Source organism: Bdellovibrio sp. BCCA (genome assembly GCF_037996825.1).
Lineage (GTDB): Bacteria > Bdellovibrionota > Bdellovibrionia > Bdellovibrionales > Bdellovibrionaceae > Bdellovibrio.
On record NZ_JBBNAC010000001.1, the window covers coordinates 948,307 to 972,518 of the forward strand.

The 24,212-nt window shown below is 44.8% G+C and carries 25 protein-coding genes; 18 read left to right on the forward strand and 7 right to left on the reverse strand.

Features of this window, described 5'->3' with window-relative positions:
- Positions 1-117 precede the first annotated feature (117 nt).
- Positions 118-1,035 (reverse strand): Ppx/GppA phosphatase family protein, encoded by a 918-nt coding sequence (locus AAAA78_RS04680; protein WP_340590598.1) that lies wholly within the window; start codon positions 1,033-1,035, stop codon positions 118-120.
- Between the two features lie 53 nt (positions 1,036-1,088).
- Here AAAA78_RS04680 and AAAA78_RS04685 point away from each other — a divergent pair, with 53 nt between their 5' ends.
- The 5 genes from AAAA78_RS04685 to AAAA78_RS04705 all read left to right on the forward strand — a co-directional run bounded on the left by AAAA78_RS04685 (position 1,089) and on the right by AAAA78_RS04705 (position 5,981).
- Positions 1,089-2,144, forward strand: coding sequence for a hypothetical protein (locus AAAA78_RS04685; protein WP_340590600.1), 1,056 nt, complete (start codon positions 1,089-1,091; stop codon positions 2,142-2,144).
- Between the two features lie 101 nt (positions 2,145-2,245).
- Positions 2,246-2,911 (forward strand): phosphate signaling complex protein PhoU, encoded by a 666-nt coding sequence (gene phoU / locus AAAA78_RS04690; RefSeq protein ID WP_340590601.1) that lies wholly within the window; start codon positions 2,246-2,248, stop codon positions 2,909-2,911.
- Positions 2,904-3,608: a response regulator transcription factor gene (locus AAAA78_RS04695; protein ID WP_340590603.1), complete on the forward strand. Its 705-nt coding sequence runs from the start codon at positions 2,904-2,906 to the stop codon at positions 3,606-3,608. The genes phoU and AAAA78_RS04695 overlap by 8 nt, the downstream gene beginning before the upstream one ends.
- Positions 3,605-5,035 (forward strand): sensor histidine kinase, encoded by a 1,431-nt coding sequence (locus AAAA78_RS04700; RefSeq protein WP_340590605.1) that lies wholly within the window; start codon positions 3,605-3,607, stop codon positions 5,033-5,035. Before AAAA78_RS04695 ends, AAAA78_RS04700 begins: the two co-directional genes overlap by 4 nt.
- A 55-nt stretch (positions 5,036-5,090) precedes the next feature.
- Complete coding sequence (locus tag AAAA78_RS04705) at positions 5,091-5,981, forward strand: RsmB/NOP family class I SAM-dependent RNA methyltransferase (RefSeq protein ID WP_340590606.1); 891 nt, start codon at positions 5,091-5,093, stop codon at positions 5,979-5,981.
- A 241-nt stretch (positions 5,982-6,222) separates the two neighbouring features.
- On the opposite strand, the gene AAAA78_RS04710 is transcribed toward AAAA78_RS04705, so the two are convergent.
- Entirely contained in the window at positions 6,223-6,435 is a 213-nt protein-coding gene (locus tag AAAA78_RS04710; RefSeq protein ID WP_340590608.1) for a DNA-dependent DNA polymerase, read from the reverse strand.
- A gap of 139 nt (positions 6,436-6,574) precedes the next feature.
- On the opposite strand from AAAA78_RS04710, the gene AAAA78_RS04715 reads away from it, so the two are divergent.
- The 7 genes from AAAA78_RS04715 (at position 6,575) to AAAA78_RS04745 (ending at position 14,029) form a co-directional block, all read left to right on the forward strand.
- Complete coding sequence (locus AAAA78_RS04715) at positions 6,575-7,837, forward strand: DUF814 domain-containing protein (RefSeq protein ID WP_340590609.1); 1,263 nt, start codon at positions 6,575-6,577, stop codon at positions 7,835-7,837.
- 62 nt (positions 7,838-7,899) lie between these two features.
- Positions 7,900-8,844 carry an ABC transporter ATP-binding protein gene (locus AAAA78_RS04720; protein ID WP_340590610.1) on the forward strand — a complete coding sequence of 315 codons (945 nt, stop codon included), beginning with the start codon at positions 7,900-7,902 and terminating at the stop codon, positions 8,842-8,844.
- On the forward strand, positions 8,841-9,614 hold the full coding sequence (locus AAAA78_RS04725) for an ABC transporter permease (protein WP_295901304.1): 774 nt from the start codon (positions 8,841-8,843) through the stop codon (positions 9,612-9,614). Before AAAA78_RS04720 ends, AAAA78_RS04725 begins: the two co-directional genes overlap by 4 nt.
- 2 nt (positions 9,615-9,616) lie before the next feature.
- Positions 9,617-11,155 (forward strand): GldG family protein, encoded by a 1,539-nt coding sequence (locus AAAA78_RS04730; RefSeq protein WP_340590611.1) that lies wholly within the window; start codon positions 9,617-9,619, stop codon positions 11,153-11,155.
- Positions 11,155-12,156 (forward strand): DUF4340 domain-containing protein, encoded by a 1,002-nt coding sequence (locus AAAA78_RS04735; protein WP_340590612.1) that lies wholly within the window; start codon positions 11,155-11,157, stop codon positions 12,154-12,156. Before AAAA78_RS04730 ends, AAAA78_RS04735 begins: the two co-directional genes overlap by 1 nt.
- Positions 12,156-13,148, forward strand: a complete 993-nt coding sequence (locus tag AAAA78_RS04740; RefSeq protein ID WP_340590613.1) for a GHMP family kinase ATP-binding protein — start codon at positions 12,156-12,158, stop codon at positions 13,146-13,148. The genes AAAA78_RS04735 and AAAA78_RS04740 overlap by 1 nt, the downstream gene beginning before the upstream one ends.
- Complete coding sequence (locus AAAA78_RS04745; RefSeq protein WP_340590614.1) at positions 13,094-14,029, forward strand: DUF429 domain-containing protein; 936 nt, start codon at positions 13,094-13,096, stop codon at positions 14,027-14,029. Before AAAA78_RS04740 ends, AAAA78_RS04745 begins: the two co-directional genes overlap by 55 nt.
- Here AAAA78_RS04745 and AAAA78_RS04750 read toward each other — a convergent pair.
- Positions 14,026-14,451 (reverse strand): glyoxalase superfamily protein, encoded by a 426-nt coding sequence (locus AAAA78_RS04750; protein WP_340590615.1) that lies wholly within the window; start codon positions 14,449-14,451, stop codon positions 14,026-14,028. The genes AAAA78_RS04745 and AAAA78_RS04750 overlap by 4 nt on opposite strands.
- Before the next feature lie 276 nt (positions 14,452-14,727).
- Between AAAA78_RS04750 and AAAA78_RS04755 the strand changes: the two genes are divergently transcribed.
- The 3 genes from AAAA78_RS04755 to AAAA78_RS04765 all read left to right on the forward strand — a co-directional run bounded on the left by AAAA78_RS04755 (position 14,728) and on the right by AAAA78_RS04765 (position 18,126).
- Entirely contained in the window at positions 14,728-15,216 is a 489-nt protein-coding gene (locus AAAA78_RS04755) for a DUF3015 family protein (RefSeq protein WP_340590617.1), read from the forward strand.
- Positions 15,217-15,348: 132 nt separating this feature from the next.
- Positions 15,349-17,280, forward strand: coding sequence for an Lnb N-terminal periplasmic domain-containing protein (locus AAAA78_RS04760; RefSeq protein ID WP_340590619.1), 1,932 nt, complete (start codon positions 15,349-15,351; stop codon positions 17,278-17,280).
- A 24-nt stretch (positions 17,281-17,304) separates the two neighbouring features.
- Positions 17,305-18,126, forward strand: a complete 822-nt coding sequence (locus tag AAAA78_RS04765; RefSeq protein WP_340590621.1) for a class I SAM-dependent methyltransferase — start codon at positions 17,305-17,307, stop codon at positions 18,124-18,126.
- On the opposite strand, the gene AAAA78_RS04770 is transcribed toward AAAA78_RS04765, so the two are convergent.
- On the reverse strand, positions 18,123-19,049 hold the full coding sequence (locus tag AAAA78_RS04770) for a CorA family divalent cation transporter (protein WP_340590622.1): 927 nt from the start codon (positions 19,047-19,049) through the stop codon (positions 18,123-18,125). The genes AAAA78_RS04765 and AAAA78_RS04770 overlap by 4 nt on opposite strands.
- A gap of 9 nt (positions 19,050-19,058) precedes the next feature.
- Between AAAA78_RS04770 and AAAA78_RS04775 the strand changes: the two genes are divergently transcribed.
- From AAAA78_RS04775 to AAAA78_RS04785, 3 genes are read left to right on the forward strand one after another with little or no spacing between them, the layout of a single operon-like run.
- A complete protein-coding gene (locus AAAA78_RS04775) occupies positions 19,059-19,916 on the forward strand; it encodes an alpha/beta hydrolase (protein ID WP_340590623.1) in 858 nt (285 codons plus the stop codon).
- A 56-nt stretch (positions 19,917-19,972) separates the two neighbouring features.
- Positions 19,973-21,511 (forward strand): penicillin-insensitive murein endopeptidase, encoded by a 1,539-nt coding sequence (locus AAAA78_RS04780; RefSeq protein ID WP_340590624.1) that lies wholly within the window; start codon positions 19,973-19,975, stop codon positions 21,509-21,511.
- 31 nt (positions 21,512-21,542) lie between these two features.
- Positions 21,543-22,619, forward strand: a complete 1,077-nt coding sequence (locus AAAA78_RS04785) for a phosphatase domain-containing protein (RefSeq protein WP_340590625.1) — start codon at positions 21,543-21,545, stop codon at positions 22,617-22,619.
- Here AAAA78_RS04785 and AAAA78_RS04790 read toward each other — a convergent pair.
- The 3 genes from AAAA78_RS04790 to AAAA78_RS04800 all read right to left on the reverse strand — a co-directional run bounded on the left by AAAA78_RS04790 (position 22,616) and on the right by AAAA78_RS04800 (position 24,194).
- Complete coding sequence (locus AAAA78_RS04790) at positions 22,616-22,915, reverse strand: XRE family transcriptional regulator (RefSeq protein WP_340590626.1); 300 nt, start codon at positions 22,913-22,915, stop codon at positions 22,616-22,618. The two genes, AAAA78_RS04785 and AAAA78_RS04790, sit on opposite strands and share 4 nt — an antisense overlap.
- Positions 22,899-23,252, reverse strand: a complete 354-nt coding sequence (locus AAAA78_RS04795) for a type II toxin-antitoxin system RelE/ParE family toxin (RefSeq protein WP_340590627.1) — start codon at positions 23,250-23,252, stop codon at positions 22,899-22,901. Before AAAA78_RS04795 ends, AAAA78_RS04790 begins: the two co-directional genes overlap by 17 nt.
- Before the next feature lie 135 nt (positions 23,253-23,387).
- On the reverse strand, positions 23,388-24,194 hold the full coding sequence (locus AAAA78_RS04800) for a TonB family protein (protein ID WP_340590628.1): 807 nt from the start codon (positions 24,192-24,194) through the stop codon (positions 23,388-23,390).
- Positions 24,195-24,212 lie beyond the last annotated feature (18 nt).

Consider the following 24,212-nt stretch of genomic DNA (forward strand, 5'->3'; position numbering starts at 1 on the left):
AGAGGCAAGAGCGATGCCAAGGTTCGCAGGGCGAAACGAATCTTATTCGAGATAATAAGGGGACTTGAGAGAAAACTGTCTCACGGTGAGAACGGTGACGTTTTAGTTCAATCTATGTCAAGAAGATGTCATGGACCAAACGAGTCCATCGCGAAGACCGACACTGGGGATAAGAATCTTATGAGTTTCAGCTTGTCTCATAATAGTCTGCACTAGCATCGCCGCGGGCACGATCACGTCGGCGCGATCGGGGCGCAGAGCGAGTTTTTCAATGCGTTCTTTCACTTTTAAAGAGCGTAGTTTTTCAATAATGGTATCAAGCTCTGCCAAAGTTAAAAATGTGTGGGGAGTTTTATTTAGTAACTGCACTTTAAGTTTTCCGAGGCACTCTAGATTTCCACCGGTGCCGATCGCAAAGTCGACTTGCTCATGTTCGCAGTTTTTATAAAGATGCTCACCGAGATCGCCTAAGAATTCACCCATGATGATATTGAGATGGCTTTCATTGAGATGACGTTTGCTTAAGTTTTCAAGCACGCGCACGGTGCCCATCGGAAAAGACTTGGTCGCGATCATCTTATCGCCTTTAGAGAAGGTCACCTCGACACTGCCTCCGCCGATATCGATCAGCATGGTCTTTTTATTATCGAGGTCCAGTTCCTTACGGACAGCCAAGTGGATCAGTCGGCCCTCTTCGGTGCCATCAATGACTTCGATTTTGATTCCGGAGCTTTTATAAATTTCATCCACGAATTGCTGACGGTTCTTCGCCTCTCGACAAGCACTGGTTGCGACGGCTCGGCAGCTGACCACTTGCAGTTCCCGGTTGGTTTGCGAGTAATGATGAAACGTAGCCTTGGCGATTTCCATAGATGCCGGAGTGATAATGCCTTCGGTAAAAACATCGTGACCTAAACGAACGGCGGCGCGGAAGCGTTTGATAAGCTGTATCGTCGGGGATTGATCGGAAACGTCGGCGATCATCATGCGGATGGCGTTGGACCCGATATCAATAGCTGAAACACGACGTGACACAGTAAACTTCCTTTTCTTTGGCTTTAGTATATAAAAATGAGAGCATCAGAGACATGAAAAAAAACATTCTGTGCTCTTTATTTTTGCTTTTTGCCTCTTCGCATTCATGGGCCTTGTCTGAAATTGAATTGACGGGAGAGTTGGATGCTACTGCCTCGGTTTGGAACCTTCCAACAGGGCAAAGAGGCAACTCCGCTTTTGCTGTTCCTTCTTTGTTTTTAGATTTGAATGCTCCTCTAAAAGACGACAACTTGATGGTGCTTTCTTTTGAAGGCTCTGAAGAAAAGACCTCTTCAGCAGAACGTTTCGATGTGAAAGTTCGTGAAGCCTATTTGGATGTCGTGAGTATTTTTCAAGGGATGTATGCTTTGCGCTTTGGATTGATTCCGCAAACTTGGCAAGAGGCTCAGTATGAAACATGGACTTACCGTTTCTTGGGGCAAGATGCTTGGGCGATGACGGAAAAGTGGAAGTATCAAAGTTATTCCGATTTAGGGATGTCATTCATGTCGGAACTTCCGCAGGACATGGGCGAATGGGCTTTCACGTTTTCAAACGGGGAAGGGGCCGAAGAAAAAGAGGGCGGGCCTCATAAAGAAGCCGCTCTTTTTGCGCGTTTGACGATGTGGTCGCCGTGGACAGTGTCTTTGAATTACGTGCGTGGCAATTATGATAAGTACGGCGAAGACGTAGGACTCAAAGAACGCATTCAGGCCATGGTGACTTATGAAAAAGCGGATGAGTGGCTGGCAGGTTTGGAATACCTGGCGGCGAAAGATCCGGCAGATGCTTTGCGCGATCTTAAGATGGCGGAAGGTGTGGATGTTACGGCTTTGTCCGGTGAAGCCGTCAGTGGCCAAGCTGCGAGTTTCTTCACAATCATTCGCACGGGACCCAAGGCGGAGGTCATGCTCCGTTATGATTATTTAAATGCGGTGACAGGTGAAGACGGCAAAGACTTGCAAACGGTGATAGCTTCACTAGGATATCAAGTGACGGAAGATATCAAGGCGGCTTTGGCAGTCGATCACACCCGTTACGGGAGTGATTTTGCTCCGGGAGCGAGAGATCGCTCAAAAGTAGAGCTTGCGGCCCAAGTTCTCTTTTAAACTGTGTTAAGATTCTGTTAGAATCCTTATGGATGCCGTGTTAAGCGGTGTCTTTATTTCGTAAATAATATTAAACAAGGCCTAAGCGCTGGGGACAAACCATGGAAAGAGCGATTGATACTCAAATTGAAGACCTAAAGAAAATGATTCTTCTTATGGGTGGTCACGTTGAGAAATCTTTAGCGCAAGCAACGGCGGCATTGTTGTCCCGTGATCTAGGCATGTTCGAACAAGTGCATGCAACTGAAAAACTGGTGAATGAAGATCACATCAAAGTAGACAACGCTTGTATGAATATTCTTGCAAAGCAAGGACCGGTTGCCAAAGACCTTCGCTTGGTTCTTTCAATTGTGAAGATCAATAACGATCTTGAGAGAATGGGCGATCAGGCCGTGAATATTTCTCACACTGGAAAAGACTATTTGGGACGTAAACCCATGCAAGCGCAACTCAGCGACATTCAAAAAATGTCCGAGATCGCAGGCCGTATGGTGAAAGGGTCCTTGGATTGTTTTGTTCGTGGCGACGTGGAGCAGGCAAAGAAGATCCTTTTGATGGATGACGAGATGGATGCTTTGAAAAACAAAGTTTTCAAAGATTCAACGGCGCATATGAAATCCCACTCTGAAGATGTTGAGGCGGGACTGGATTTGATTTTGATTGCAAGAAATCTGGAGCGTATGGGCGATCATGCGACCAATATCGCTGAAGATGTGATTTTTGCATTTACTGGAAAAGATGTCCGACATGGGGGCAAGTTTGGCTGACAATTCGATTCATGTGCTAGTGGTGGAAGATGAACAAGAAATTCGTGAACTCATGGCCCTGCATCTTTTGCGACAGGGCTACAAAGTCATCGAGTGTTCTTCCGCCGAAGAAGCCGTGAATGAATTGAACCGCAACAACTACCAAGTTTTTGTTTTGGATTGGATGCTGCCGGGAATGAGTGGCGTCGATATCGTTGAAAAAATCAAAGCTAAAAATCCTCAAGCATCGGTTTTGATGGTGACAGCGAAAGCGGAACCTCAAGACATCGTTCAAGGTCTTGAAAAAGGTGCCGATGACTATGTGACAAAGCCATTTAATCCCACCGTTTTTATTGCCCGCGTGAAAGCACTTTTGCGTCGTCACCAGGTCGTGACTCAGGCAGCTCCCGTTGATGACGGCGAGGTCCAGGTGGCGGGTCTTCGTATTAATTTTAAATCTTATGAGATTTCTTATCAGGGAGAACCTCTTCACCTGACTCCTTCCGAGTTTAAGCTCTTAGGGGCTTTGGTTCAGAATCAGGGCTGTGTCCTGACTCGCGAGCAATTGATCGAAAACATCCAAGGTGAAGGGATCAACGTCGTTGGACGCACCATCGACACCCACGTTTTCGGATTACGCAAGAAGTTAGGAGAGTGGGGAGATCGCATTGAGACTATCCGTGGAGTGGGATATCGGGTTAAAGTAGATATCGCATGAAGCGATTTGTACGATTCCCCTGGCGAGTATATTGGAGATTCTTTTTCTATCAATTGATAGCGTTCAACGTTTTGTTTGTCGCTATCATCTCTGTTTTAGATGTGCGCTATCGAATGGCGCCATTTGTTTATAACGAAGCCCTTTTAAATTTTTTCCTGTTCAGTGTGATTGTTGTCGCAGTGACTTCGTATCGTTTTGCGCGCCCGATTCACCGTGTGATCTTAAAAGCTTTGCGTATTTCTAGCAAACGCACTTACGGAAACCTTATTGATCCAAACCAGGAAGAAGACCTTTTGGATGACGAGCTCGATGATATTTCTGAATTGGACGTGGCTTTAAATCACATTCACAGAAAAATGAAAAAACGCAAGGCTCAGTACCTGCAAGCGGTTGAAGAATCGCAAGCGTTTATGAGTGCGGTGGCTGAAGGCCTTGTGAGTGTGAGCCTTGATGAGAAGATTCTTTATTTCAACTCTCAGTTTGCGGCCCAATTTTTGTCTCCGGATCAAATGAATACTCCGGTTTTGCGTTTGAAAGATGCGATTCGTACACCCGACGTTCTTGAAGGATTTACGAATTCAATCAAGGCCGGAAAAGTTCAGCGCTTCACTGTGAAGCTAAACACCTTGGTCGACAATACGCCAAGATATTTTGCGGTTTCTGTGAATCCGATTCGCAATGCCAAGACGAAAGAGATTTATGGTGTTGTAGGAATTTTCCATGACATCACGGAACTTAAAAAGGTTGAGCAAATCCGTATTGATTTCGTTGGAAATGCATCACACGAATTGCGCACACCACTGACTTCGATCAAGGGTTATATTGATACTTTGAAAGAAGATGTGAAGACGGGACAAATCCAACAGGCTGGAAAGTTTTTGGATATTGTCTCTCGCAATATCGATCGTTTGATGGATCTAGTGAATGATTTGTTAAGTCTTAGCACTTTGGAATCGCACGCGGAGTTAAAATTAGAATTGATTCATCCTTTGCAGATTTCTGAACATATCGTTGCGGAACTGGCTGTTCTTGCGGCTGAAAAAAACATTTCAATCCGCGTGATCGGGGAAGTTCCTCCGTTTATGGCGGATGCTCACAAGGTCGAGCAAGTTTTAAGAAATCTTGTCTCTAATGCGATCAAATTTATTCCGAACGGAAAGTCTGTTCAGATTCGTTGGGAAGGCGACAACAAGGACGCCGTGATTTTGCGTGTGATCGACGACGGTCCGGGAATTCCTGAAGAACACTTGGATCGTCTGTTTGAGCGTTTCTATCGGATCGACAAAGGCCGTACCCGCGATGCGGGCGGCACAGGCTTGGGACTAGCGATTGTGAAGCACATCATGCAAAGCCACGGTGGCACTGTGGCGGTAAAGAGTGCGCCAGGCCAAGGCTGCGAGTTTATTTGTACCTTTCCGATAAAATAGCGCGGCTTGAGCCGCAGGATGTGGAGCGAGCTCGGCTCGCGGAACTGGACTTAGTATGATTTCTGAATCTCATCCATTTTATAAGCATTTTGAAAAAGTTTATGGGGCTCGTTGGCCGGGCCTTTATGCGGCGTTGGTGCAATCCGAGCAGCAAGTGGCTCGCCAAAATAAATTGAGTCCTGTCGAAAATCTCTCTGCAAAAAAATGGAGTTCATTTCCACAAAAACCCGAGCTGCCAGGATGTTTTTGGATTCCTTCAGGCGAACACAGTCAACCGGAGCGCAATGCCGATGAACTTTTAGATATTTACATCATGGACCCAGCAAGCGTGATGGTCGCGCGCGCTCTTGATGTTCAATCCGGAGATCGTGTTTTAGATATGTGCGCAGCTCCCGGTGGGAAAAGTCTTGTTATGATTGAATCTTTAGCTGAAGACGGCGAGATTTTTTGCAATGACCTTTCGCCAGAGCGCCGCGAACGCCTTAAAAAAGTGATTCAACAGTACGTTCCTCGTTCAGTGCGTGATCGCGTGTGGGTGACAGGTAAAGACGGCGTGCAATTTGGTTTGAAAGAGCCCGACAGTTTTGATCGTATTTTATTGGATGCTCCTTGTTCAGGGGAAAGACATATCCTTGAAAACAAAGCCGCTCAAGACGAGTGGAGCCCGCGTCGAACGGAGCACTTGGCCTCTCGTCAGTATTCGTTGTTGGCAGCAGCATTTTTAGCTGTGAAATCCGGTGGAAGGATTGTTTATTCGACGTGCTCGATCAGTCCTGCTGAAAACGATGAAGTCGTTCGTAAATTATTGAAAAAGAAAAAGGACGCCGTTCGTTTGGTTGAAGCTCCGTTGGGTGTCGGCGGGGAGCGCACGGAATGTGGCGTGATCTATCTGCCTGACCACGCCGGATTTGGGCCGTTGTATTTTTCTATCATCGAAAAGACCTAATTACTGAACAATGACTTTCTTGTGGAAGCTCATGGAGCGCGCGTGCGACTTTGCAAATATCAAAGATGCAATTAACTTTGCGAGAGAAAAATTCCTTAGAATAAGAATCAGCTTACAAGGAGTGCAAGATGAGATCAGTCATGGCTATTCTTGTTTTTTTGGCGGCGACGGCATTGGTGGTCTTCTCTCAAGCGCAGGATGGTCCTGCGGATGAGCAGACGGTTCTTGAAACGATTCAGAATTAGTTGTCGTCTTTTTGACGGAACTTATGGCGACGGTATTCTTCCAAAGTCAGGAAGCCGTAAGTTTTTTTGCGATAGATTTCTACGGCTTCTGTTTCAATATCAGTTAAAACATCATCCATAAACTCTAAGGGAATGCTTCCGGTTCTCATCAACTGAAGAGTGTAAAGGTGAACAACCTTGCGGATGAAATCCGGGGTCTTTTCCTTCATATTGGAAGTTTCTTTTAGCTGGGTTTCTACAATCGTAATTAAAGTATCTGTATTCATCTGCATGACTTGTCGGATTTCTTTTTTCGAACCTGAGCATCACCCATAGAAATTTGGCCTAAGGGATGTCATACTGGGCGCTATGAAAGCCCTGACTCAGCAAGAACTTCAGCAATTTGTGTCTTATTTCGCACCAATCCTTGATGGAGCACAGTTGCAAGACGTCTTGGTTAATGACCGAGGTCTGGCCTTGGGATTTCGCAAAGACATTCACTATTGGATGATCCTGGACCTTGTGCCGAACAATCCGTTGATGCTGATTTTTGAAGAAGAATGTCCTTTTAAAAAAGGCCCGAAGACAAAACCCGTGAGCCTCTTTATGAACTCTCACGCAAGAAACCTTTATTTGACGTCAATGACGGTTGTGGAAGAGTTCGGTCGGGTTGTTCGTTTGATTTTAAAGAACTCGCAGATGGAGTGTGAAATCGAAATCCGTCTGATTCCCAAGCAATGCAATGTCATTGTTAAAGCTCACGGAAAACAAGTGGCTTGGGATCGTCCGTTGGAGTTAACGGCGGCACCCGTTGTGGAAAATCCTCCAGCTCCGAGAACTTTAGAAGAGATTCATGAGGAGTGGTTAGCTGAGCAGTCTTCGGCAAAAAAGCCATCGTTAGATCCGGTCGCGCAATGGGAAAAGCAGAAGAAAAAAGATCTCGAAAAAAAGAATAAAGCCCTTTCGGAAATTCAGAAACAGATCGAAAGTGATAAGCACGATTTGTGGTATGAGGCGGGGCAGTTTTTAAAGACGCATGGAACACTGGAAGTGCCCGAGCATTTGCGCCCTTGTATCAACTTTCAAGAATCTTTGAGTTGGAATATTGAAAACAGCTTTAGCAAAGCCAAGCAGCTTGTTGGAAAAAAAGAGGGTGCCAGAGAGCGTTTGATCGAATTGCAGGAAGAAATCGCTCGCCTTGAAAAATCCCGATATCAGGAAAAACCCAAAAAAACAGCTCTTGTTGATCTGATGCAAAAAGCGGAAGCGCGGGGCAGGAAACTGCACTTGGAATCCGGAGCATTGGCTTATTGTGGGAAGTCGGCTGCGGACAATCTCGCTCTTCTTCGTCAAGCGAAAGCTTGGGATTATTGGCTGCATTTACGGGACTATCCTGGGGCTCATGCGATCATTCATCGTCAAAGGGATCAGCTCATTTCCCCAACGGAAATTCAGGAAGTCGCCGAGTGGGTGGCTAAAGAGTCTTTGTCTTCAAAATCATTGATGGTCGGGCAGAAAGTCGCGGTTGTTATCGTCGAGTGTCGATTCGTTCGGCCCATCAAAGGTGATAAGCTGGGCCGTGTAACCTATCATTCAGAAAAGACTTTGAGTTTTACCTTGCGTCATTCTTAAGCCCTCTTGACTGACAACATCAGCGGTCTAAAATTTCTTCATCAACCAGATGGAGATTCACCATGATTGAAGTCAGAGATCTCACCAAAGATTATGGACAAAGACGTGCCATTGATAAACTCAATTTCTCAATTTCTAAAGGCGATGTTGTCGGTTTTCTTGGTCCCAACGGAGCGGGAAAATCAACGACGATGAAAATCATCACAGGCTTCATGGCGCCAAGCCACGGTTCGGCGTCGGTTGCAGGCTTTGATGTTTTTGAAAATCCTTTGGAAGTAAAAAAGCGCATTGGTTATTTGCCAGAAACACCTCCGGTTTATGGCGATATGTATGTGCGCGATTATCTGCGCTATGTGGCGGCCTTAAAACAAGTCCCTCAAGACAAGATTGAAAAATCTGTCGATATGGCGATTGAAAAAACAAACTTAGGTGAAGTGCAAAAGCGTTTGATCCAACATCTCTCAAAAGGATTCAAACAGCGCGTGGGAATCGCGCAAGCGATCGTCTCAGATCCTGAAGTTTTGATTTTGGACGAGCCCACCGTGGGTCTTGACCCAAAACAAGTGGCAGAGATCCGTGATCTTATTAAAACTTTGAAAGGCCAACATACGATCATCCTTTCCACGCACATCTTGCCTGAGGTGGAAGCGACTTGTGAAAAAGTCATTATCATCAACAAGGGCCAAATCGTGGCGGAAGACAGCATCAGCAATCTTTCGACAATGGAAAAAGGCCAGCGTCGCTTGCACGTTCGTTTGCGTAAGGATGTGCAGGATATGAAAACTGTTTTAAGTCCTATCCAAGAAGTCACAGCGGTGAGCTTCGGTGCCTCTCACAAAGAGTGGAGCATTGACCTTTCCGGCGGGGAAGAGGTGGTTGAAAATATCTCTTCATTGCTAGTGAACAAAGGCTTGGGCTTGGTGGAACTGACGCCAGCTAAACGCGATCTTGAAGATGTCTTCTTAAAACTCACATATGGACAAGCACAAAAAGGAGGTGAAGCATGAGCGGCACTCTCGTCATCTTTAAAAAAGAACTGAAAGGTTTTTATTTAAACCCGACTTTCTGGGTGATCTGTTTTTTAGTGAGCGTGATCTTTAGCTGGGTGTATCCGATTCAGTTAAACCTGTTCTCGCAGCTTTTAATGAACTACGTCATGCAACAAGGCGTTCCTTCAAATCAATTGAATATCCACTATGGGGTTTTCTTAAGACAGCTTTCGTATTTGAATCTTCTTTTGATCTTCGTGGTTCCCGCTTTGACGATGAAACTTTTTGCGGAAGAAAAGAAACTGCGCACGTTTGATCTTCTTTTGACGTCGCCGGTGACTTCTTTGCAAATCGTTCTAGGAAAATACTTTGCAGCTTTAGGCGCTGTTCTGGGCATTGTAGTGTTGGCACTTCTTTATCCGCTAGCGACTTCAACAATTGCCACAGTCAATTGGGCTCCGCTCTTTATCGCCTTCTTTGGAATCTTTTTGGTGGGCGGTGTTTACACAGCGATGAATCTTTTTGCCTCATCGCTCACAGAAAACAGCATCGCCGCTTATATTATTTCTGTGATGTTCAATCTTTCGATCTGGTTTATCGGCATTGGCGCTGAAGTCGTCGATGGTGAAAAAGCCCGTAAGATTTTTGAGCACGTGTCTTTAAGCTCGCATCTTTCAACATTGGTGGAAGGAACTTTACGCACGAATGGATTGATTTTCTTTTTCAGTGTGATTGTTTTGTTCTGCTTCCTTTGTGAACGTGTTGTTGAATCATCCCGTTGGAGATAAGTATGAGTAAGTTAGGTAAAATTTCATTTCTCTTTGCCGGTATTTCACTTGTGTCTATGTCCATCACCCGCTACCTCTTAGGTGAGTGGGTGCCTTTTTGTTGGGTGGCTTTGGCACTGGCGGTGTTTTTCTTAGGACTAGGTCTTGCAAAAGACCGCGCTTTCTTTAAAGAATTCTTCACGATGAAGACAACCAAAGAAGGCATGAGCATGGGCGTTTTAATTCTGCTGATGCTCGCGGTTTTAATCATCGTGAATTATTTGGGAGTGAAGCACTATAAAACGTGGGACTTCTCGACAGCTCAGTCAAACACCTTGTCGGATCAATCCGTGAAGCTTGTAAAAGGTTTGGATTCGGATCTCAAAGTTCTTTTCTTCTATAAAAAAGGTGTGGAAGGAAATGAAGAGAATCGTCGCCTTTTCCGAGAGCTGATTAAAAAATACCAAGATCAAAGCCCGAAAGTGCAATTGGACTTTGTTGAAGTCAACGAACGTCCGGATCTAGCCAAAGAATATGGTGTGGATAAAGGCAGCGGTGTCGTGTTCTTGGATTACAAAGGCCGTCGCAACCGCATTGAAAGAATTGATGAGCAGGAGTTCACAAGCGCTCTGGTTAAAGTCACTCGTGAACAAACGAAAACGATTTATTTCACAGTCGGTCATGGCGAAAAAGATCTTAAGGACAACCGTGAAGGTTTGGGACTGGGTTCTTTAAAGCTGATGCTAGAGAACAACCGTTATACGGTGAAGGAACTGCCCCTTATTCAAAACGCGAAGATTCCTGAAGACGCCGATGTCATTATCGTGGCGGGTCCGGTTCAAGGATTCCAAGATTTTGAAATCGCAGCTTTAGAAAATTATTTGAAAAATGGCGGAAGTCTTTTCTTGGCGGTGGAATCGCAAAACACGGCGGGCCTTGAAAAGTTGGTTAGTAAGCTTGGTGTTCAGTTTGAAAACAATTACGTTTTGAATGTCGTCGATACTGTGATGGGCCGTGGCATCAACCAAGGTCCGACAATGGGTGCAGTGTTCTCGGAATCTAACAAGATCACAAAAGCTTTTGGTCGCAGCGAGGTAACGTTGTTCCGCTTCCCGCAAGGACTTAAAAAAGCCAATGTGCCTCAAGGGATCGTAGTGGATGAGATCGTTAAAACAACACCAAATGCGGTTGCCAGCAACAGCTTGCAAATCCGCGGTGAAGGCGTTGAAGCGACTTACACTTTGGTGGATGAAGTGACGGGACGCTGGCCGGGCAGTGATGAAAAAGCCAAACCTTTTTCTGTAATCATTGCCGGTGACGTTGATTTTATGACAAATCAAATGCTTTACCAAAATCTCAACAGGGATTTGGTTCTCAACTCTGTGGCGGCACTGGCAAAAGAGGAAAGCTTGATCAGCATTACTCCGAAAGAGCCCCAAGCGACGAAAATGCTTATGACGGAAACCAAGTTTGCGGTTTTCTTGTTTGCTTTCATCATTCCTCTTCCTATTCTGCTTTTAGGAACTAGCATTGGTCTTTGGTTAAGAAGGAGAAATGCCTAATGAAACTCAAAGGACGGACGATTCTTGTCTTGTGCTTGCTTCTTTTTGGCGGTTACGCCCTTTATGACTTTCAACAGGATAAGAAAAAAGAAGAAATCAACATGGAAGAAGTTCGTCTTTTGACGGTGAACTTTGAACAGATCAATTTCGTGGAAGTGCAAAAGGACGACAGCAAAATTATCCTTGAGCGCTCCGTGGATGGTTGGAATTTGACGTCACCGATCAAAGATTTGGCGGACAATTCAGCGGTGGATGATTTTATCAAAAACACCGTTCCTGAAAGAGTGATCGAAGTCGCGAAAGAAGGGGAAGGCATTGATTGGGCTCTGTATGGTCTTGATAAACCTCTTGGCACCATCACTTTCAAAACAACGGCAGGCACTCAAAATGTTTTTGAGATATCTACAAAACGCAACTTCGAAGAAAACGTTTTTGCCAGAAGAGATAAAGAAAACAAAGTTCTTGTGATCAACTCCGTATGGCAGACACGAGCGAATAAAACGGTTTTGGATTTTAGAGACCGCCGTTTCTTGCGCAATAAAATTGCAAGTGTCGATGAAATCAAACTAAAAAACGAAAAAGGTTTATTAGAACTTAAGCGTGTTGATGGTCAGTGGATCGTTCCTGCAAAGAAAGATTTAAAATTAGACCAAAACAAAGTGCGCGAGCTTTTAACGACTATCGCCGATGCAAGGGCTTCTGAAATTCGTGAGGGCAACACCAAGGCGACAGGGCTTAAAAATCTTTTCACTTTAGACTTAGTTTTGGCCGACAAAAAGTGGACGGCCGAAGTGGGGCAAGCAAAAGATTTGATGATCTTCGCCAATGTCTCTGAACCTAATTTCCAACTGAGAATGGAAGCGGGTGCTTTAGATAAATTGATCAAAATGACGGTGGAAGATTTAAAAGAACAGCCACCGAAAAAAGAAGAAGATAAAAGTAAATCCGAAGACAAGCAGGCTTTGATGGCCAGCCCGATAAATCAGAAAGATAAAAAATAATGCAAAAGATTGTAGTCAAATCACCGACACGCGTGGATCTTGCTGGAGGCACATTGGATTTGTGGCCTCTTTATTTGTTCATCAATGGGGCTTCCACGGTGAATGTGGCGATTGATATTTATACGACGGCGGAAATCACGCCTCACGATGATTCCACGATTGTTTTAGAGTCAGCGGATTTGAAACTTAAAAAAGCCTATACGAATTTGGTCGACGCTTTGTCTGACACAGATCCAAAAATGATTTTATTGCAGACGCAGCTTCGCTATTGGATGCCGCAAAAAGGATTCACTTTGAAAACATCTTCCGACAGTCCTGTCGGTGGCGGTCTTGGGGGCAGCTCCAGTCTCACAATCAGTTTGATGAAAGCCTTCTCGCAGTTCTGTGGGCGTCCGTTTAAAGACGTTCATCACATGGTGCAGGTCGCTCACAATATTGAAGCCGAGATTTTAAATACTCCAACGGGAACCCAAGATTATTACCCGGCTGCTTCGGGTGGTTTGAACGTCCTTCGTTACGGTTATGACGGTATTCAACAAGACGTTCTGAAAGTGTCTGGCACTCCGATCGCTGAAAAATTCATGTTGGTCTATACTGGCAAGGCTCATCACTCGGGGCTTAACAACTTTGAAGTGATGAAAGACTCTGTGATCAAGGACGCGACCACTTTGAAAGCTCTTCGTGACCTCAAGGTGATTGCCATTGAAACAGAGCACGCCGTGCGATCAGGCAACTGGAAAGAACTTGGCACACTTTTTAAACGTGAATTTGAAGCCCGTGTTCGTCTAGCTCCCGAGTTTTCGAGTCCTGAGATTTACAGGCTTGCGGAAGTCTCTTTGCAGAATGGGGCCGAGGCTGTTAAAATTTGTGGAGCTGGAGGCGGTGGGTGTGTTTTGGTCTGGTGTCCTCCTGATAAACGTGAGGGAGTGGCAAGCGCATGCCAAAAAGCCGGCTTTCAGGTGATGGACGCAAAACCCGTCGATCCGCTGTAAAGAAAACGACGAAGAAGTCGACTGTTTCAAAAAAAACAGTCGAAGAGTCATCGCATGCCGGAGCTGTTCATAGATTCATTGGAATTTCTTTAGGCGGAGGAAAAACAGATAAAGCCTGTGTCGCCGTTCTTGAATACTATCCCAAACATAAAAAAGTCTTCTTGTCGCGCTTGGTGGAAAAAATCAAGAGCGACGAGGTTCATTCGGCCGACTTTAAAATTCACGAAGTCATTGATCAGTATGAAGGCATTGATACCATCGCGTTTGATGTGCCTTTCCGTTTGCCATATTGCTTAGAGTGCACGCGCACGTGTCCCGGCATCGAAGGATGTCCTGAGCCTCATGTGCGTTGGATGTGGGAGTATACGCGCAAGCTTCATAAAAAGAAAAAGCCCCGCAAACTTTTTACGCCTTACACACAACGCTGTGTAGAGATGTATTTATCGACGGAGCTGGAAGAGCCTTTTATCTTACAGCACGCCATGGGTGCCAACACAGCTCCGCTTTTAGCCCGAGCCATGTTTATCAAGCGCCGTCTCAACACACCTTGTATTGAAGTGTTTCCAAAATTATCAGTGTGGCGTGTCGGTCGATCTTTGAATGTGATGAAAAGCCATTTGCGTTTTCATAAACACTCCATCGGAGGCGATGAAAGCCGTCGCGAAATTTTGCAAGCCTTAAGCACGCACAATGTGGCTTTCGTTTACGATCAAGACGTGAAACTCATGATTGAAAACAGCCACGCTTTTGAAGCATTCATCTGCGCACTCACAGCGTTCTTGCAATTCAAAGGTCAGACGGAACCTCGCCCCGAAGGCTTTCCCAAGATGGAAGATTGGGTGGAATTCCCCAAAACTTCCATCAAGTGGGAAAGCATCTAAGCTTTCATACGATTGAGAAGTCGCCCCCAAGCCTCAGGGTCTTTTGGCTCCGCCCAATTTCTTCCTACTTTTAAAAAGTCAGGATCTTGCTCGCTAAAGCCCAAAGATTTTAAATAGTCTTCATCAGCCACAAAGAAATCTTTTTGGTAGGGAACAAGGATTCCATTGGTTTGATCGCGAAAAGCACAGGCCTCTTCATAGGATTTAAACCAAGGCAACGTCTGCGGTCCCGTTCCTCCGTGATTCAAGAGGACGTCGTTCACTTCCAATGTGTGTTTGAGGTCGCGCCAGTTTTCAAAGCCGCTGAGTTGGGCAATTTTATTTAGCGCTTCTTTGAGTTGGATTTCTTCGCCATTTTTTGCTTTGGATTTCTGAAGCAGTTTGGCGCGAGTCTTTAAAGACTCGATTCTTGATTTGGTCATAGAACACCCTTATTTTTCGACCATCTACCGCAGGAAAGTCTAAGAGTATTATTTTGTATGTCTTGAAGTTCGAAGTGAGATTCTCTTTGGCGGTCAAGGCGGCTTCGAGCAACCTTGAAACATAAGATGTCATGGTTGTTGCATTTTGTCAACAGGTCTAGTTTGTACGCGAGGAGGGCCTGACCATTTGCTGCACAATATATTTTTGTTTGCCTCCTGTGAGGAGACACTCCACAATTTTTTACATAACAAACCAAATCACACACGGAGGTTTTTGTGAAATTGGCTAAATTGGTAGTAGTAGCATTGTTGGTAACTGGTGTAGCTCACGCTCAAAAGAAAGGTCTTTTGGCACAAGCTTCTGGACAAGGTTATGCATCTGCAGGTTGCGGATTGGGTTCTATCGTTATGGGTGCTGACGGCAACCAAGTTCTTGCAGCGACTACAAACGGTACTTCTGGTAACCAAACTTTCGGTATCTCTACTGGTACTTTGAACTGCCAACAAGATGGCATCTTCAAATCTGGTAAAGAAGTTCCAGCATTCATCGAAGTGAACAAAGTGGCTTTGGCTAACGACGCTGCTCGTGGACAAGGTGAGACTTTGGCTGGTCTTGCTAACTTGATGGGTTGTGACTCTAAAGTTATGGGTGCAACTTTGAAAAAGAACTACAACAAAATCTTTGTTGAAACAAACATGCAACCAGCAGCTATCGAAGCTAACATCAACCAAGTTGTTGCTGTTAACAACGTTTGCGGAGCTTAGTATTTAGTTCTCTTTTGTGAGGAACTTCAAAAACGCAGTGGGAGACCACTGCGTTTTTTTTATTGAGACCATCAAAGCGCGTTGAGGCCGTTTTGTATTGATTGTTCCGTCAAGAAACTCAAAGATAGTTCTATGCGTGGTCTATTGTTGAGTTTTCTAGCGTTCAGTTCAATTTCTTCCTTTGCAGCCGTGGGCCTTGATGGTGGTGCAGCCCAAGCGATAATGCAGGCAGAGTCCCAGCATCTTTCACAAGATCGTCAGTGGTTGAAGCTTCTGCATTTTGAAAAAGATTTTTTTCAAGTTCGTGAAAGTCAGATCGATAGCCCTTCGTTCTTTTTTTCACCGAAAGGAAAAAAAGATCCTCACGCGGAGTTGATTGCAACAATCGCTGCGTTTTTCGCTGAAAAAGGGGACGATCCTAATACTCATGCTCAATGTCGTTTTCCAGCTCGATACAAGTGGCTCAAGGGCAAGCTCAATGACAGTAAAATTCATTGGCTGGATGTTGCGTGTGATCGCTTCGATACCTTCTTTAAAGGTCTGCAGGGCGAATCCATCTCTTTGGTCTTTTCAAGTTATTACTTAAACAATCCTTCGTCAGCATTTGGCCATACGTTTTTAAGAATCAACAAAGCGCCTTCAGCAAAAGATGGACAACGCTATGAGCTTTTAGATTACGGTCTGAACTATGCCGCTGAAGCCAATACGAACAATGCTTTCTTGTACGGCTTTAAAGGGCTGTTCGGCATGTTCCCGGGCCAATTCCGCTCCATTCCCTATTACTATAAAGTGCGCGAATACAATAACGCCGAGTCGCGCGACCTGTGGGAATACGAACTGAAACTTCCCGCATCTTCTGTAGACATGGTGATTGCGCACGTATGGGAATTAGGCCCTTCGCAAATTGACTATTGGTATCTGACGGAAAACTGTTCTTATCACATGCTTTCTATTTTAGAAGCAGCAGACCCTTCAGTCGATATTTTATCAAAGCTCGATCAGTATGTGATTCCGGCTGACACCGTTCGTGTTCTTTGGAATAAAACGGATTTAATCAAGAGCTACAAATATCGTCCGAGTGTTCGTCAGGTTTTCTTTGAACGACAAAAACATTTAAACCACGATGAAAAAAAAGAACTTACTCGGCTGATCGAACAAATCAAAAAACAAGATGAGATTATTTATTCAGAATCTTTTTTAAAAAGAACTCCCGAGTCCCAAGCAAAAATTTTAGATGCGTATATCGACTACATCGATTTCCGCTACTCTAAAGAAGTGCAAGAAGCGGGGAGAGAGTTTCAATTAAAAATGCGCGTTCTTACCAAGCGCAGTGAAATTCCTGTCGATGCTGAAGTGATTGTGATGGATCCTCCACCGGAAGAGCGCCCGCACTTAGCCCATCCTTCGGGACGTTGGGGAATAGGTTACTTGCGCGACACGGTGGGGGGAGACTACGCAACGCTCACTCATCGTTTTGCTTTGCATGACCGTCTTGATCCAGCGTGGGGTTATCCAAGTTATTCGCAAATCACTTTTTTCGATTTAGGATTTTCCTACGGTCCTTCCTATTTGGATAAAGACGAGAAAAAATTTGAACTGGAAAACTTTGCCGCTTTTGAATTGATCTCAGCAAGTCCGTGGAGTTCTTTGATCCCCGAAAAATCGTGGAGATTTAAGTTGGGGATCGAACGCACTCGCAATGAAAACTTTTTGCCAACCCATGAAGGTATTGTGCGCTTGGGATACGGTTGGACCTTCGAGCATGGACCTTGGGACTTAAGTGCGCAACTGCAAGGCGAGGTTCACTATGGTCCCACACTGTATGACAACAAAGTATGGGCGGGCGCCGGGCCTCTTTTAGAGTTGCACTATCGCGTTAACTCCTGGTGGCTATGGCAGGGCAGTGTCTTTTATCGTCGCGACTCAGCATGGGATCAGAAAGACTATTTCCGCAGTCAAATTGAGACTCAGTACAGTTTCTCGAAGACCTGGGGAGTAAGAGCATCGTATCGCAACGAGAGATTCCTTGAGGAAACGAGCATTCAGTTATTTAATTACTACTAGATCCTCTCTGTAAGGAGCCTAGTGATGTCTGAGACGGCAAGCTTTCCGTATCTTCATGGTTTTACACAAGATGAACAAGAGCGTCTTCGCAAGCAGGCGCGTTTTGGTGAATTCACAGTTTATCAAAATATCAATTTATCTTCCGTTCAACATTTGTTGGAAGTGGGTTGCGGTGTTGGTGCACAAAGTGAAATTCTTTTGCGTCGTTTTCCTGATTTAAAAATTACTGGCATTGATCGCAGTCCCAAACAATTGCAAGCCGCGAAAACTCGTTTGTCGAATCTTCCTGGAGCCGCAGGTCGCTTTGATCTCAAAGAGATGGACGCCACAGCAATGAAGTTTTCTTCAAACTCTTTTGATGGAGCCTTCTTGTGTTGGATTTTAGAACACGTTCCTGATCCGATTCGAGTTCTTTCGGAAGTCCGTCGGGTGTTGCGTCCTGGTTCCGTCATTTACATCACTGAAGTGATGAACGCATCTTTTTTCTTAGATCCTTATTCCCCGAATGTTTGGAAGTATTGGATGGCGTTTAACGAATATCAGCTTGAACAACAAGGTGATCCGTTTGTCGGAGCTAAGCTTGGAAATTTTCTTTTGCAATTAGGATATCGCGATATTCAAACAGAAGTGAAAACATGGTTCTTGGACAATCGCTCTCCGCAAGCTCGTAAGGATTGCATCGAGTATTGGACAGAATTGCTTTTAAGTGCAAGCGATCAATTGCTTGCAGCGAAATGCGTTTCTGAAGAAGTCGTGCAAGGTATGAAAGACGAAATGGCGAAAGTGGCCAGCGATCCAAATGCGGTCTTTTACTATTCGTTTGTGCAAGCCCGCGCTCACACTTAAAGTTCGTCTTTTTTAAGCCAGCCTTTTTTATAAATCCAAATCGTGATGGCAAAAACCACAAGGGCCATCACGGCCAAAGTGACAAAGTATCCGTTGTGAGTGCGCAACTCCGGCATATTCTCAAAATTCATTCCGTAAACGCCGGCAATAAAATTGAGCGGCAAAAAGAAGATCGAGAACACTGTCAATACGCGCATCACTTCGTTGGTGCGATAAGACGCTTCGTTGGTTTTTTGTGACATTAAAGACAGATGCAAATTCAAAAGTCCCGTGATCTCTTCTTGGATGTCATCGGCATAGAAAATGTGTTTATCCAAAGGCTCTTTCACTTGAGCTAAATCGCGCAAAGAAATTGCAACTTCCGTCGGGATTTTATTGAGAATGTCGGCAGTAAATTTAAAGACTTTGCGATAAGAAGAAATTTTCCTTTTTATCATATAGCCTTCACGTAAAATGCTTTTACGTTTAAGAGTAAACACGCGCTGCTCAATCACGTCCGTTTTAGAATCAAGCTCATCCAAAGGAACATCGAAGCTTTTTAGAGTTTGTAAGAAAAGACTTTTCACCAAACTGATCTGAGTCATGTTCTCGAAAGCTGCTTTGTCTTTTCTATTAGAAATGCAAGGAAGCGGCATGCGGTGAATGGTGAGAATGAAATTTTCTCCCATAAAAAACACAAGCTTCGTCGTCAGTTCTTGCATGGTGCCAGCTTTGGGTTTGGCTTCAGGGTCTTGATGGCGCAAAATTACAAACAGAGATTTTTCAAAGAACTCTGCTCTCGGCAAATGCTCTGGATCGAGACACGTTGTGACGGTCTGTAAAGGAAGAGAAAACTCTTCAGCAAGCTTAACCAAATCCTCTTGCCCAGGAGCTTCGCAGTCGACCCACTTAAAATCTTGCCATTGATGCTCAAACCGTTTCATGATTCCAGTATGACAAAGTTTTTGAAGGTACGCCGTACCTTTTTGAAATGCATTGCGTTGCTATTTCTGACAGGCTGCCAGTCTTTTTTTTATTTTCCGTTGAAAGACAAACTCTTTGATCCGGCGAAAATTAAAATGCATCCCGAAGACGTTTTTTTGGAAACGCAAAAAGGAAATAAAATCCACGGTTGGTATTTCGAGTCGACGGTTTCCACACCCAGCAAAGGCACTCTGCTGTTTTTTCATGGCAATGCTGAAAACCTCACGTCGCACTTTTTGATGTTTCATTGGTTGCCAGCGCAAGGTTACAACTATTTTATTTTTGATTATCCTGGTTACGGTCTTTCAACAGGAAAGCCAACTCCTGAAAGCACCGTGGAAGCGGGAATTGCTGCAGCGGAATGGTTGCACTTAAAAAAAGACTCTCGCCCTTTGATTATTTATGGTCACAGCCTGGGTGGGGCGGTGGCTTTGCGAACCGTTGAAGAAATCAAAGACACGGTTCCGATTCGCAATGTGATTATCGAAGCAAGTTTTGCATCCTACCGAGGCATGGCTCGAAACGTTTTGAGCCGTCGTTGGTGGACATGGGCTTTTCAACCGATCACTTATCTTGTGATCAGTGATGATTATGCTCCTAAATCTGTAGCGGATATTTCTCCAATTCCGTTGTTGTTCATTCATGGAAATGAAGACGTCGCGGTTGAACTCAAAAATACAGAACGGATGTTTAAAGAGGCGAAAGAACCCAAAGAGATGTGGGTCATCCCCGGCGGCCATCACGGAGACCTCTACGAGATTCGTAATGGGGAGTTGCGGGAACAATTCCTGTCATACCTAGCTAAAACTTCGACAGCGTCGCACTAGCGAACGCCCATTTATTGCATTTCAGAAAGCACGGAATCTGCATAAGGAAGCTTAGGATGAAACGCTTCCTTTTTACTCTTAGTATTATAATTTCTTTCACAATCCTCGGGGCTTGTTCTCCGGACTCTCGTGATGAGGGTTCCAAAGTCAAAACGACTTATGAACCTCAGAAACCTGTGATCGTCAACGAAGACGGCTATCGCATCGCTCGCGGAGCCACTCGTGTTCAAGATATGTCTGTGAATTTTGATCCGCAAACCAAGTCCATGAGTTTGCGCGGAAAGATCGAATTTCTTTCTACAAAAGGCGGCGTTGTTGAAAGCCGCAATCTGGATCTCTCTGGTATTTTAAGTGCTGACGGATTTATCAATTTACAAAACCACCGCAGAGATCACCCAACAAACGACACCGTCCGTATTGCTGCAAAAGCGACGTGCTTGAGTGAAGAAGGAACATGTCATTCTTCTTTCATCGACATTTATATTTATGCGGAAGGGATCGTTTACCATCATCAGATCGAATCTCATCAGGAAGTGAAAGAAGACGAAAAGTCTTCCGACGCTGGCAAAGACAAAGAAGAGAAAAAAGACCAAAAAGAAGAAACTCAAGGCGATGACGAAGACGGCTTGGAATCAGAAGGCGGGGCTGACGAAGTGGAAGGCGAGCCAGGTCAATATATCGGAAGCGTTAAAGAAGATATTGAATCTCTTTTGAATGTCATTCCAGAAGCTCCCAAAAAAGAAGAGCCAAAGAAGGAAGAACCTAAGAAAGAAGAACCCAAAAAAGGTGAGCCTAAAAAAGAGGAACCAAAAACAGGAACTCCTCCTAAAAAGGACGAACCCAAACGCGAAGAACCTAAAAAAGAAGAACCTAAGCGTGAAGAGCCGAAGAAAGACGAACCAAAAAAAGAAGAGCCAAAGGCGGAAACTCCTGCAAAATCTGAAATAAAAAAGGTGAGTCAGGCAATTGGTCCGGTCAACAATGGTCGCCTTGAAAATGCCGCGAATATGTTGAGCTATGAACAAAATCATCAGCCAACGGGCTTTCATATCATTCGTCCGCAACGTTTAACTCACTTTGCGACCAATGAAATGGCTTATATCATTTCGCAAATGGGAAAGCTCACGCAGCAACAAATTCCAGGATATCAATTGTCCGTGGGTGATATTTCTCGCGAAGCTGGTGGAAAATTAGGTTCGCACAAGTCTCACCAAAATGGCTTGGATGCGGACGTGGCGTTTTACTTCAATAACAAATCATTCCAAGGCTACTTTGCTTCGGCCGTGGCTGTGGATAAACCACATGCTAACTGGATGCTAGAACAGCAATGGAAGCTCTTTAAAAGTGTGGTTGATACACAACTGGTCGACCGTATTTTCATTCACAAAGTTTTGAAAAAGGCTTTGTGTGACCTTGCCATTAAAAATGATGAGCTGCATAGGGACAGAAATGATGGTCTAGCGCAGGAAACACTCCGTCGCTTGATCCCCGATGCGGACCACCACAATCATTTTCACATCCGTGTGAAATGTTCTAGCGCGCAAGTTCGTTGCCGCCAAATGGCAGAGCCAGCTCAGGGTTCGGGTTGTTTTTGACCTCGAGGCTGAAGGCTGACAGAATCAATTCATGGCTGATTGGCGCGATCGCAGTGAAATGAATGGTGATGTGGTTTTTTTCCGTTACGTTTCTGAGGGAATGGAAAAAAGTCATGACGAGGTCTTTATATGGGACATCGATAAGACTTATTTGGACACCACCATCGATTCACTCTCGGGCTTGATGACCACGGTTCTTGAGCGCGCGCTTAATAAGAAAAACATTCCAGGCACGAACACCTTGATGCAGTCTTTGTCGGAGTACCGCAAGCAGCAAAAAGGTTACATGTATTTTCCGATTTATTTTATTTCGGCGTCTCCTCCACAAATGGAGGAAAGAATTTCTGAAAAATTCGCGCTGGATAACATCCGTCCTTTCGGTTGTTTTTATAAGGACAATCTGGCGAATCTTCGTCCCGGCCGCTTTTGGCGTTTGACGAAACAGGTGGGCTACAAGCTGCAGGCACTTTTGCAACTGCGCACGCGCTTGGCCGATAACGTTCGTCAAATCTGTTGGGGAGATGACAGCGAAACAGACGCGATCATTTATAATCTCTACTCAGACATTTGTTCACGTCGTTTGGGCGCGAATGACATTCGCACGACTCTTGAAAAATTAAACGTCACCGGCGAGCAGGTGAATACCATTCTGGAACTTCAGGCCAACATTCCTGAAAATGATCCGGTGGAAAAAATCTATATCAACCTCGCCACAGACACAGATCCTGATTACTATTTGAAATTTGGTCGCAGAACACTCGCAACGTACAACACATTTCAAGTGGCTTTGGATTTATACCAAGATCATCGCTTAGGCCTTGAGGGAATTTATTCCGTCATCCAAGACATGATTTACAACTACGGCTACACACCTGAAGAACTGATGAAAAGCTTCGACGAATTCATCCGTCGCGGCGTTTTAGGCGAAAGAGCTTTCTTAGAAGTAAAAGCCTTCTTCATTGAAAAAGGACTTCTGCATTCTTCTTTTGAGCCTTCAGTGCAACCACTCAAAGAAAAGAAGGTCGAAGACGGCCGTGTCTTCGAAATGGAAGGCGTCCACGAACCTTGGATTCCCGATCGCATCGACTACCTCCACGATTATCGCTAAGCCGCTTTGATCGTAATTCTTTTCCCGCATCCCATAATGACTTTTAAGAAAAGTTCCAAGGAGATGCCAGCGATAGCTCCATTTTTAATGGCGGAAACTTTTGAGCGAGCGACGCCTGAGCGCTCGACAATTTCATTCACAGTAAGCCCTGAATTTTCGATGGCTTTAACCGCTAAAGAAGAGAGTTCTGCTTTGTATGTCATCATGGCTTGGTCGACCGGAGAGCTGATGCCTAAAGCATTTGCCAATTCGTGAGAAGTCCTGATGGCTTTTACCTTTTTAGTCGTTTTCTTCATTTTGCAACTCCCTTAAAAAATCCGCGAGTCTTATTCTGCCAGTTTCAATTTCTTGCCTTGGTGTCTTTTGGCTTTTCTTTTGAAATGCATGAAAGACAATAATTCCCGTGTGACTTTTTAGAATATAAAAAGCTCGAAAAATTCCGTCAGTGCCCTTCAAGCGTATTTCGATCACTCCTGGAGCTACAGCACTCATAGCTCGTGTATCTGGAAATCCGACCTTTTCACCTTTCTGAAGCTGCGTGAGTATACCGCCTAAATCTTTTTTTACCGAAAGCGGCCAGGACTGGATTTCCTTTTGTGCTGGCGGATGCAGAAAAACAGGGTGAACAAACATCACATCCTTCTTTCTTATGTCCCAAATAGGGGACATTGTCAAGTTAATAAGGATGTAGCTATGCAAAGCTCGGGAAGGTTCAGCTTAAGACTGAATAGAATTCAAGTCCGGAGCGCCAGGCCTGCCGGATAAAAATTACTCAAAACGCAGAGGGAAAACCGTTGAGATTGGATCTCCGCTGAAGGCTTTGAATTCGACGCGTTTGATGGCGTCGAGCAGGCATTTTTTGAAGCCGGCATCGTTGATACTTGAGGAAGCGATCTCCGCTTGAGTGACTTTGCCTGTGCGCTCAATGGTGAAGCTGATGGACGCTTGTCCAACCACGCCGGGAGTTTTTTGTAACAACTGCGTGTAGCATTTAAAGAAAGAACCGCGCTGAGTTTTCAAAGTGTCTTGAATAAATTCGGAAGTCAGTCCCTCTGACATCGTTGTTGCTGGTGGCGGAGTTACACCTTCTGAAGGAGCCAGGTCTGGCAAAGTTTCAGCAGGGGCTTGTTTTTTGTAATTCATTTCATAATCCGTCGCACTCCAGCGAATGCCGTCTTTAGAAATATAAACCGTGCCTTCGCGACCGAAGTTTTCTACTTGCAGATCACCGCGCTTAATAATCAAAACGATGCGATCATTTTCTTCATCCAAAGTGATTAAAGAATTTTCTTGAACACGAATGCGATAGGCGGAGTCGAACTCCATTGTGGCGTCACCATCAACACTGGTTTCAACAGAATCCAAAGCAAACAAAGTCGCTCGTTTCGTCAGAGTTTCTTTCTGTGTGAGGTTGTTACGAAGAATGAAGACCTTGCCTAAGTTCAATTCAATACGGGCCAGAGGTCTTGCACCTGGTTTTTGTTTTTCAGTTTGTGTTGCGATAAAGAGAGAAAGGGCGACGCTAAAAATGCCCAGGACTATCAATGTAGAGATCAACCAGTTGTTCTTCGCCATAGAGAAACTATAGCGAAG

Bases quoted from the DNA above. Each gene is read 5' to 3' on its own strand.
- AAAA78_RS04685 (WP_340590600.1), top strand. From the start codon at position 1,089: ATGAAAAAAAACATTCTGTGCTCTTTATTTTTGCTTTTTGCCTCTTCG.
- phoU (WP_340590601.1), top strand. From the start codon at position 2,246: ATGGAAAGAGCGATTGATACTCAAATTGAAGACCTAAAGAAAATGATT.
- AAAA78_RS04700 (WP_340590605.1), top strand. From the start codon at position 3,605: ATGAAGCGATTTGTACGATTCCCCTGGCGAGTATATTGGAGATTCTTT.
- AAAA78_RS04705 (WP_340590606.1), top strand. From the start codon at position 5,091: ATGATTTCTGAATCTCATCCATTTTATAAGCATTTTGAAAAAGTTTAT.
- AAAA78_RS04710 (WP_340590608.1), bottom strand. From the start codon at position 6,435: ATGAAGGAAAAGACCCCGGATTTCATCCGCAAGGTTGTTCACCTTTAC.
- AAAA78_RS04715 (WP_340590609.1), top strand. From the start codon at position 6,575: ATGAAAGCCCTGACTCAGCAAGAACTTCAGCAATTTGTGTCTTATTTC.
- AAAA78_RS04720 (WP_340590610.1), top strand. From the start codon at position 7,900: ATGATTGAAGTCAGAGATCTCACCAAAGATTATGGACAAAGACGTGCC.
- AAAA78_RS04725 (WP_295901304.1), top strand. From the start codon at position 8,841: ATGAGCGGCACTCTCGTCATCTTTAAAAAAGAACTGAAAGGTTTTTAT.
- AAAA78_RS04730 (WP_340590611.1), top strand. From the start codon at position 9,617: ATGAGTAAGTTAGGTAAAATTTCATTTCTCTTTGCCGGTATTTCACTT.
- AAAA78_RS04735 (WP_340590612.1), top strand. From the start codon at position 11,155: ATGAAACTCAAAGGACGGACGATTCTTGTCTTGTGCTTGCTTCTTTTT.
- AAAA78_RS04740 (WP_340590613.1), top strand. From the start codon at position 12,156: ATGCAAAAGATTGTAGTCAAATCACCGACACGCGTGGATCTTGCTGGA.
- AAAA78_RS04745 (WP_340590614.1), top strand. From the start codon at position 13,094: ATGCCAAAAAGCCGGCTTTCAGGTGATGGACGCAAAACCCGTCGATCC.
- AAAA78_RS04750 (WP_340590615.1), bottom strand. From the start codon at position 14,451: ATGACCAAATCAAGAATCGAGTCTTTAAAGACTCGCGCCAAACTGCTT.
- AAAA78_RS04760 (WP_340590619.1), top strand. From the start codon at position 15,349: ATGCGTGGTCTATTGTTGAGTTTTCTAGCGTTCAGTTCAATTTCTTCC.
- AAAA78_RS04765 (WP_340590621.1), top strand. From the start codon at position 17,305: ATGTCTGAGACGGCAAGCTTTCCGTATCTTCATGGTTTTACACAAGAT.
- AAAA78_RS04770 (WP_340590622.1), bottom strand. From the start codon at position 19,049: ATGAAACGGTTTGAGCATCAATGGCAAGATTTTAAGTGGGTCGACTGC.
- AAAA78_RS04775 (WP_340590623.1), top strand. From the start codon at position 19,059: ATGACAAAGTTTTTGAAGGTACGCCGTACCTTTTTGAAATGCATTGCG.
- AAAA78_RS04780 (WP_340590624.1), top strand. From the start codon at position 19,973: ATGAAACGCTTCCTTTTTACTCTTAGTATTATAATTTCTTTCACAATC.
- AAAA78_RS04785 (WP_340590625.1), top strand. From the start codon at position 21,543: ATGGCTGATTGGCGCGATCGCAGTGAAATGAATGGTGATGTGGTTTTT.
- AAAA78_RS04790 (WP_340590626.1), bottom strand. From the start codon at position 22,915: ATGAAGAAAACGACTAAAAAGGTAAAAGCCATCAGGACTTCTCACGAA.
- AAAA78_RS04795 (WP_340590627.1), bottom strand. From the start codon at position 23,252: ATGTTTGTTCACCCTGTTTTTCTGCATCCGCCAGCACAAAAGGAAATC.
- AAAA78_RS04800 (WP_340590628.1), bottom strand. From the start codon at position 24,194: ATGGCGAAGAACAACTGGTTGATCTCTACATTGATAGTCCTGGGCATT.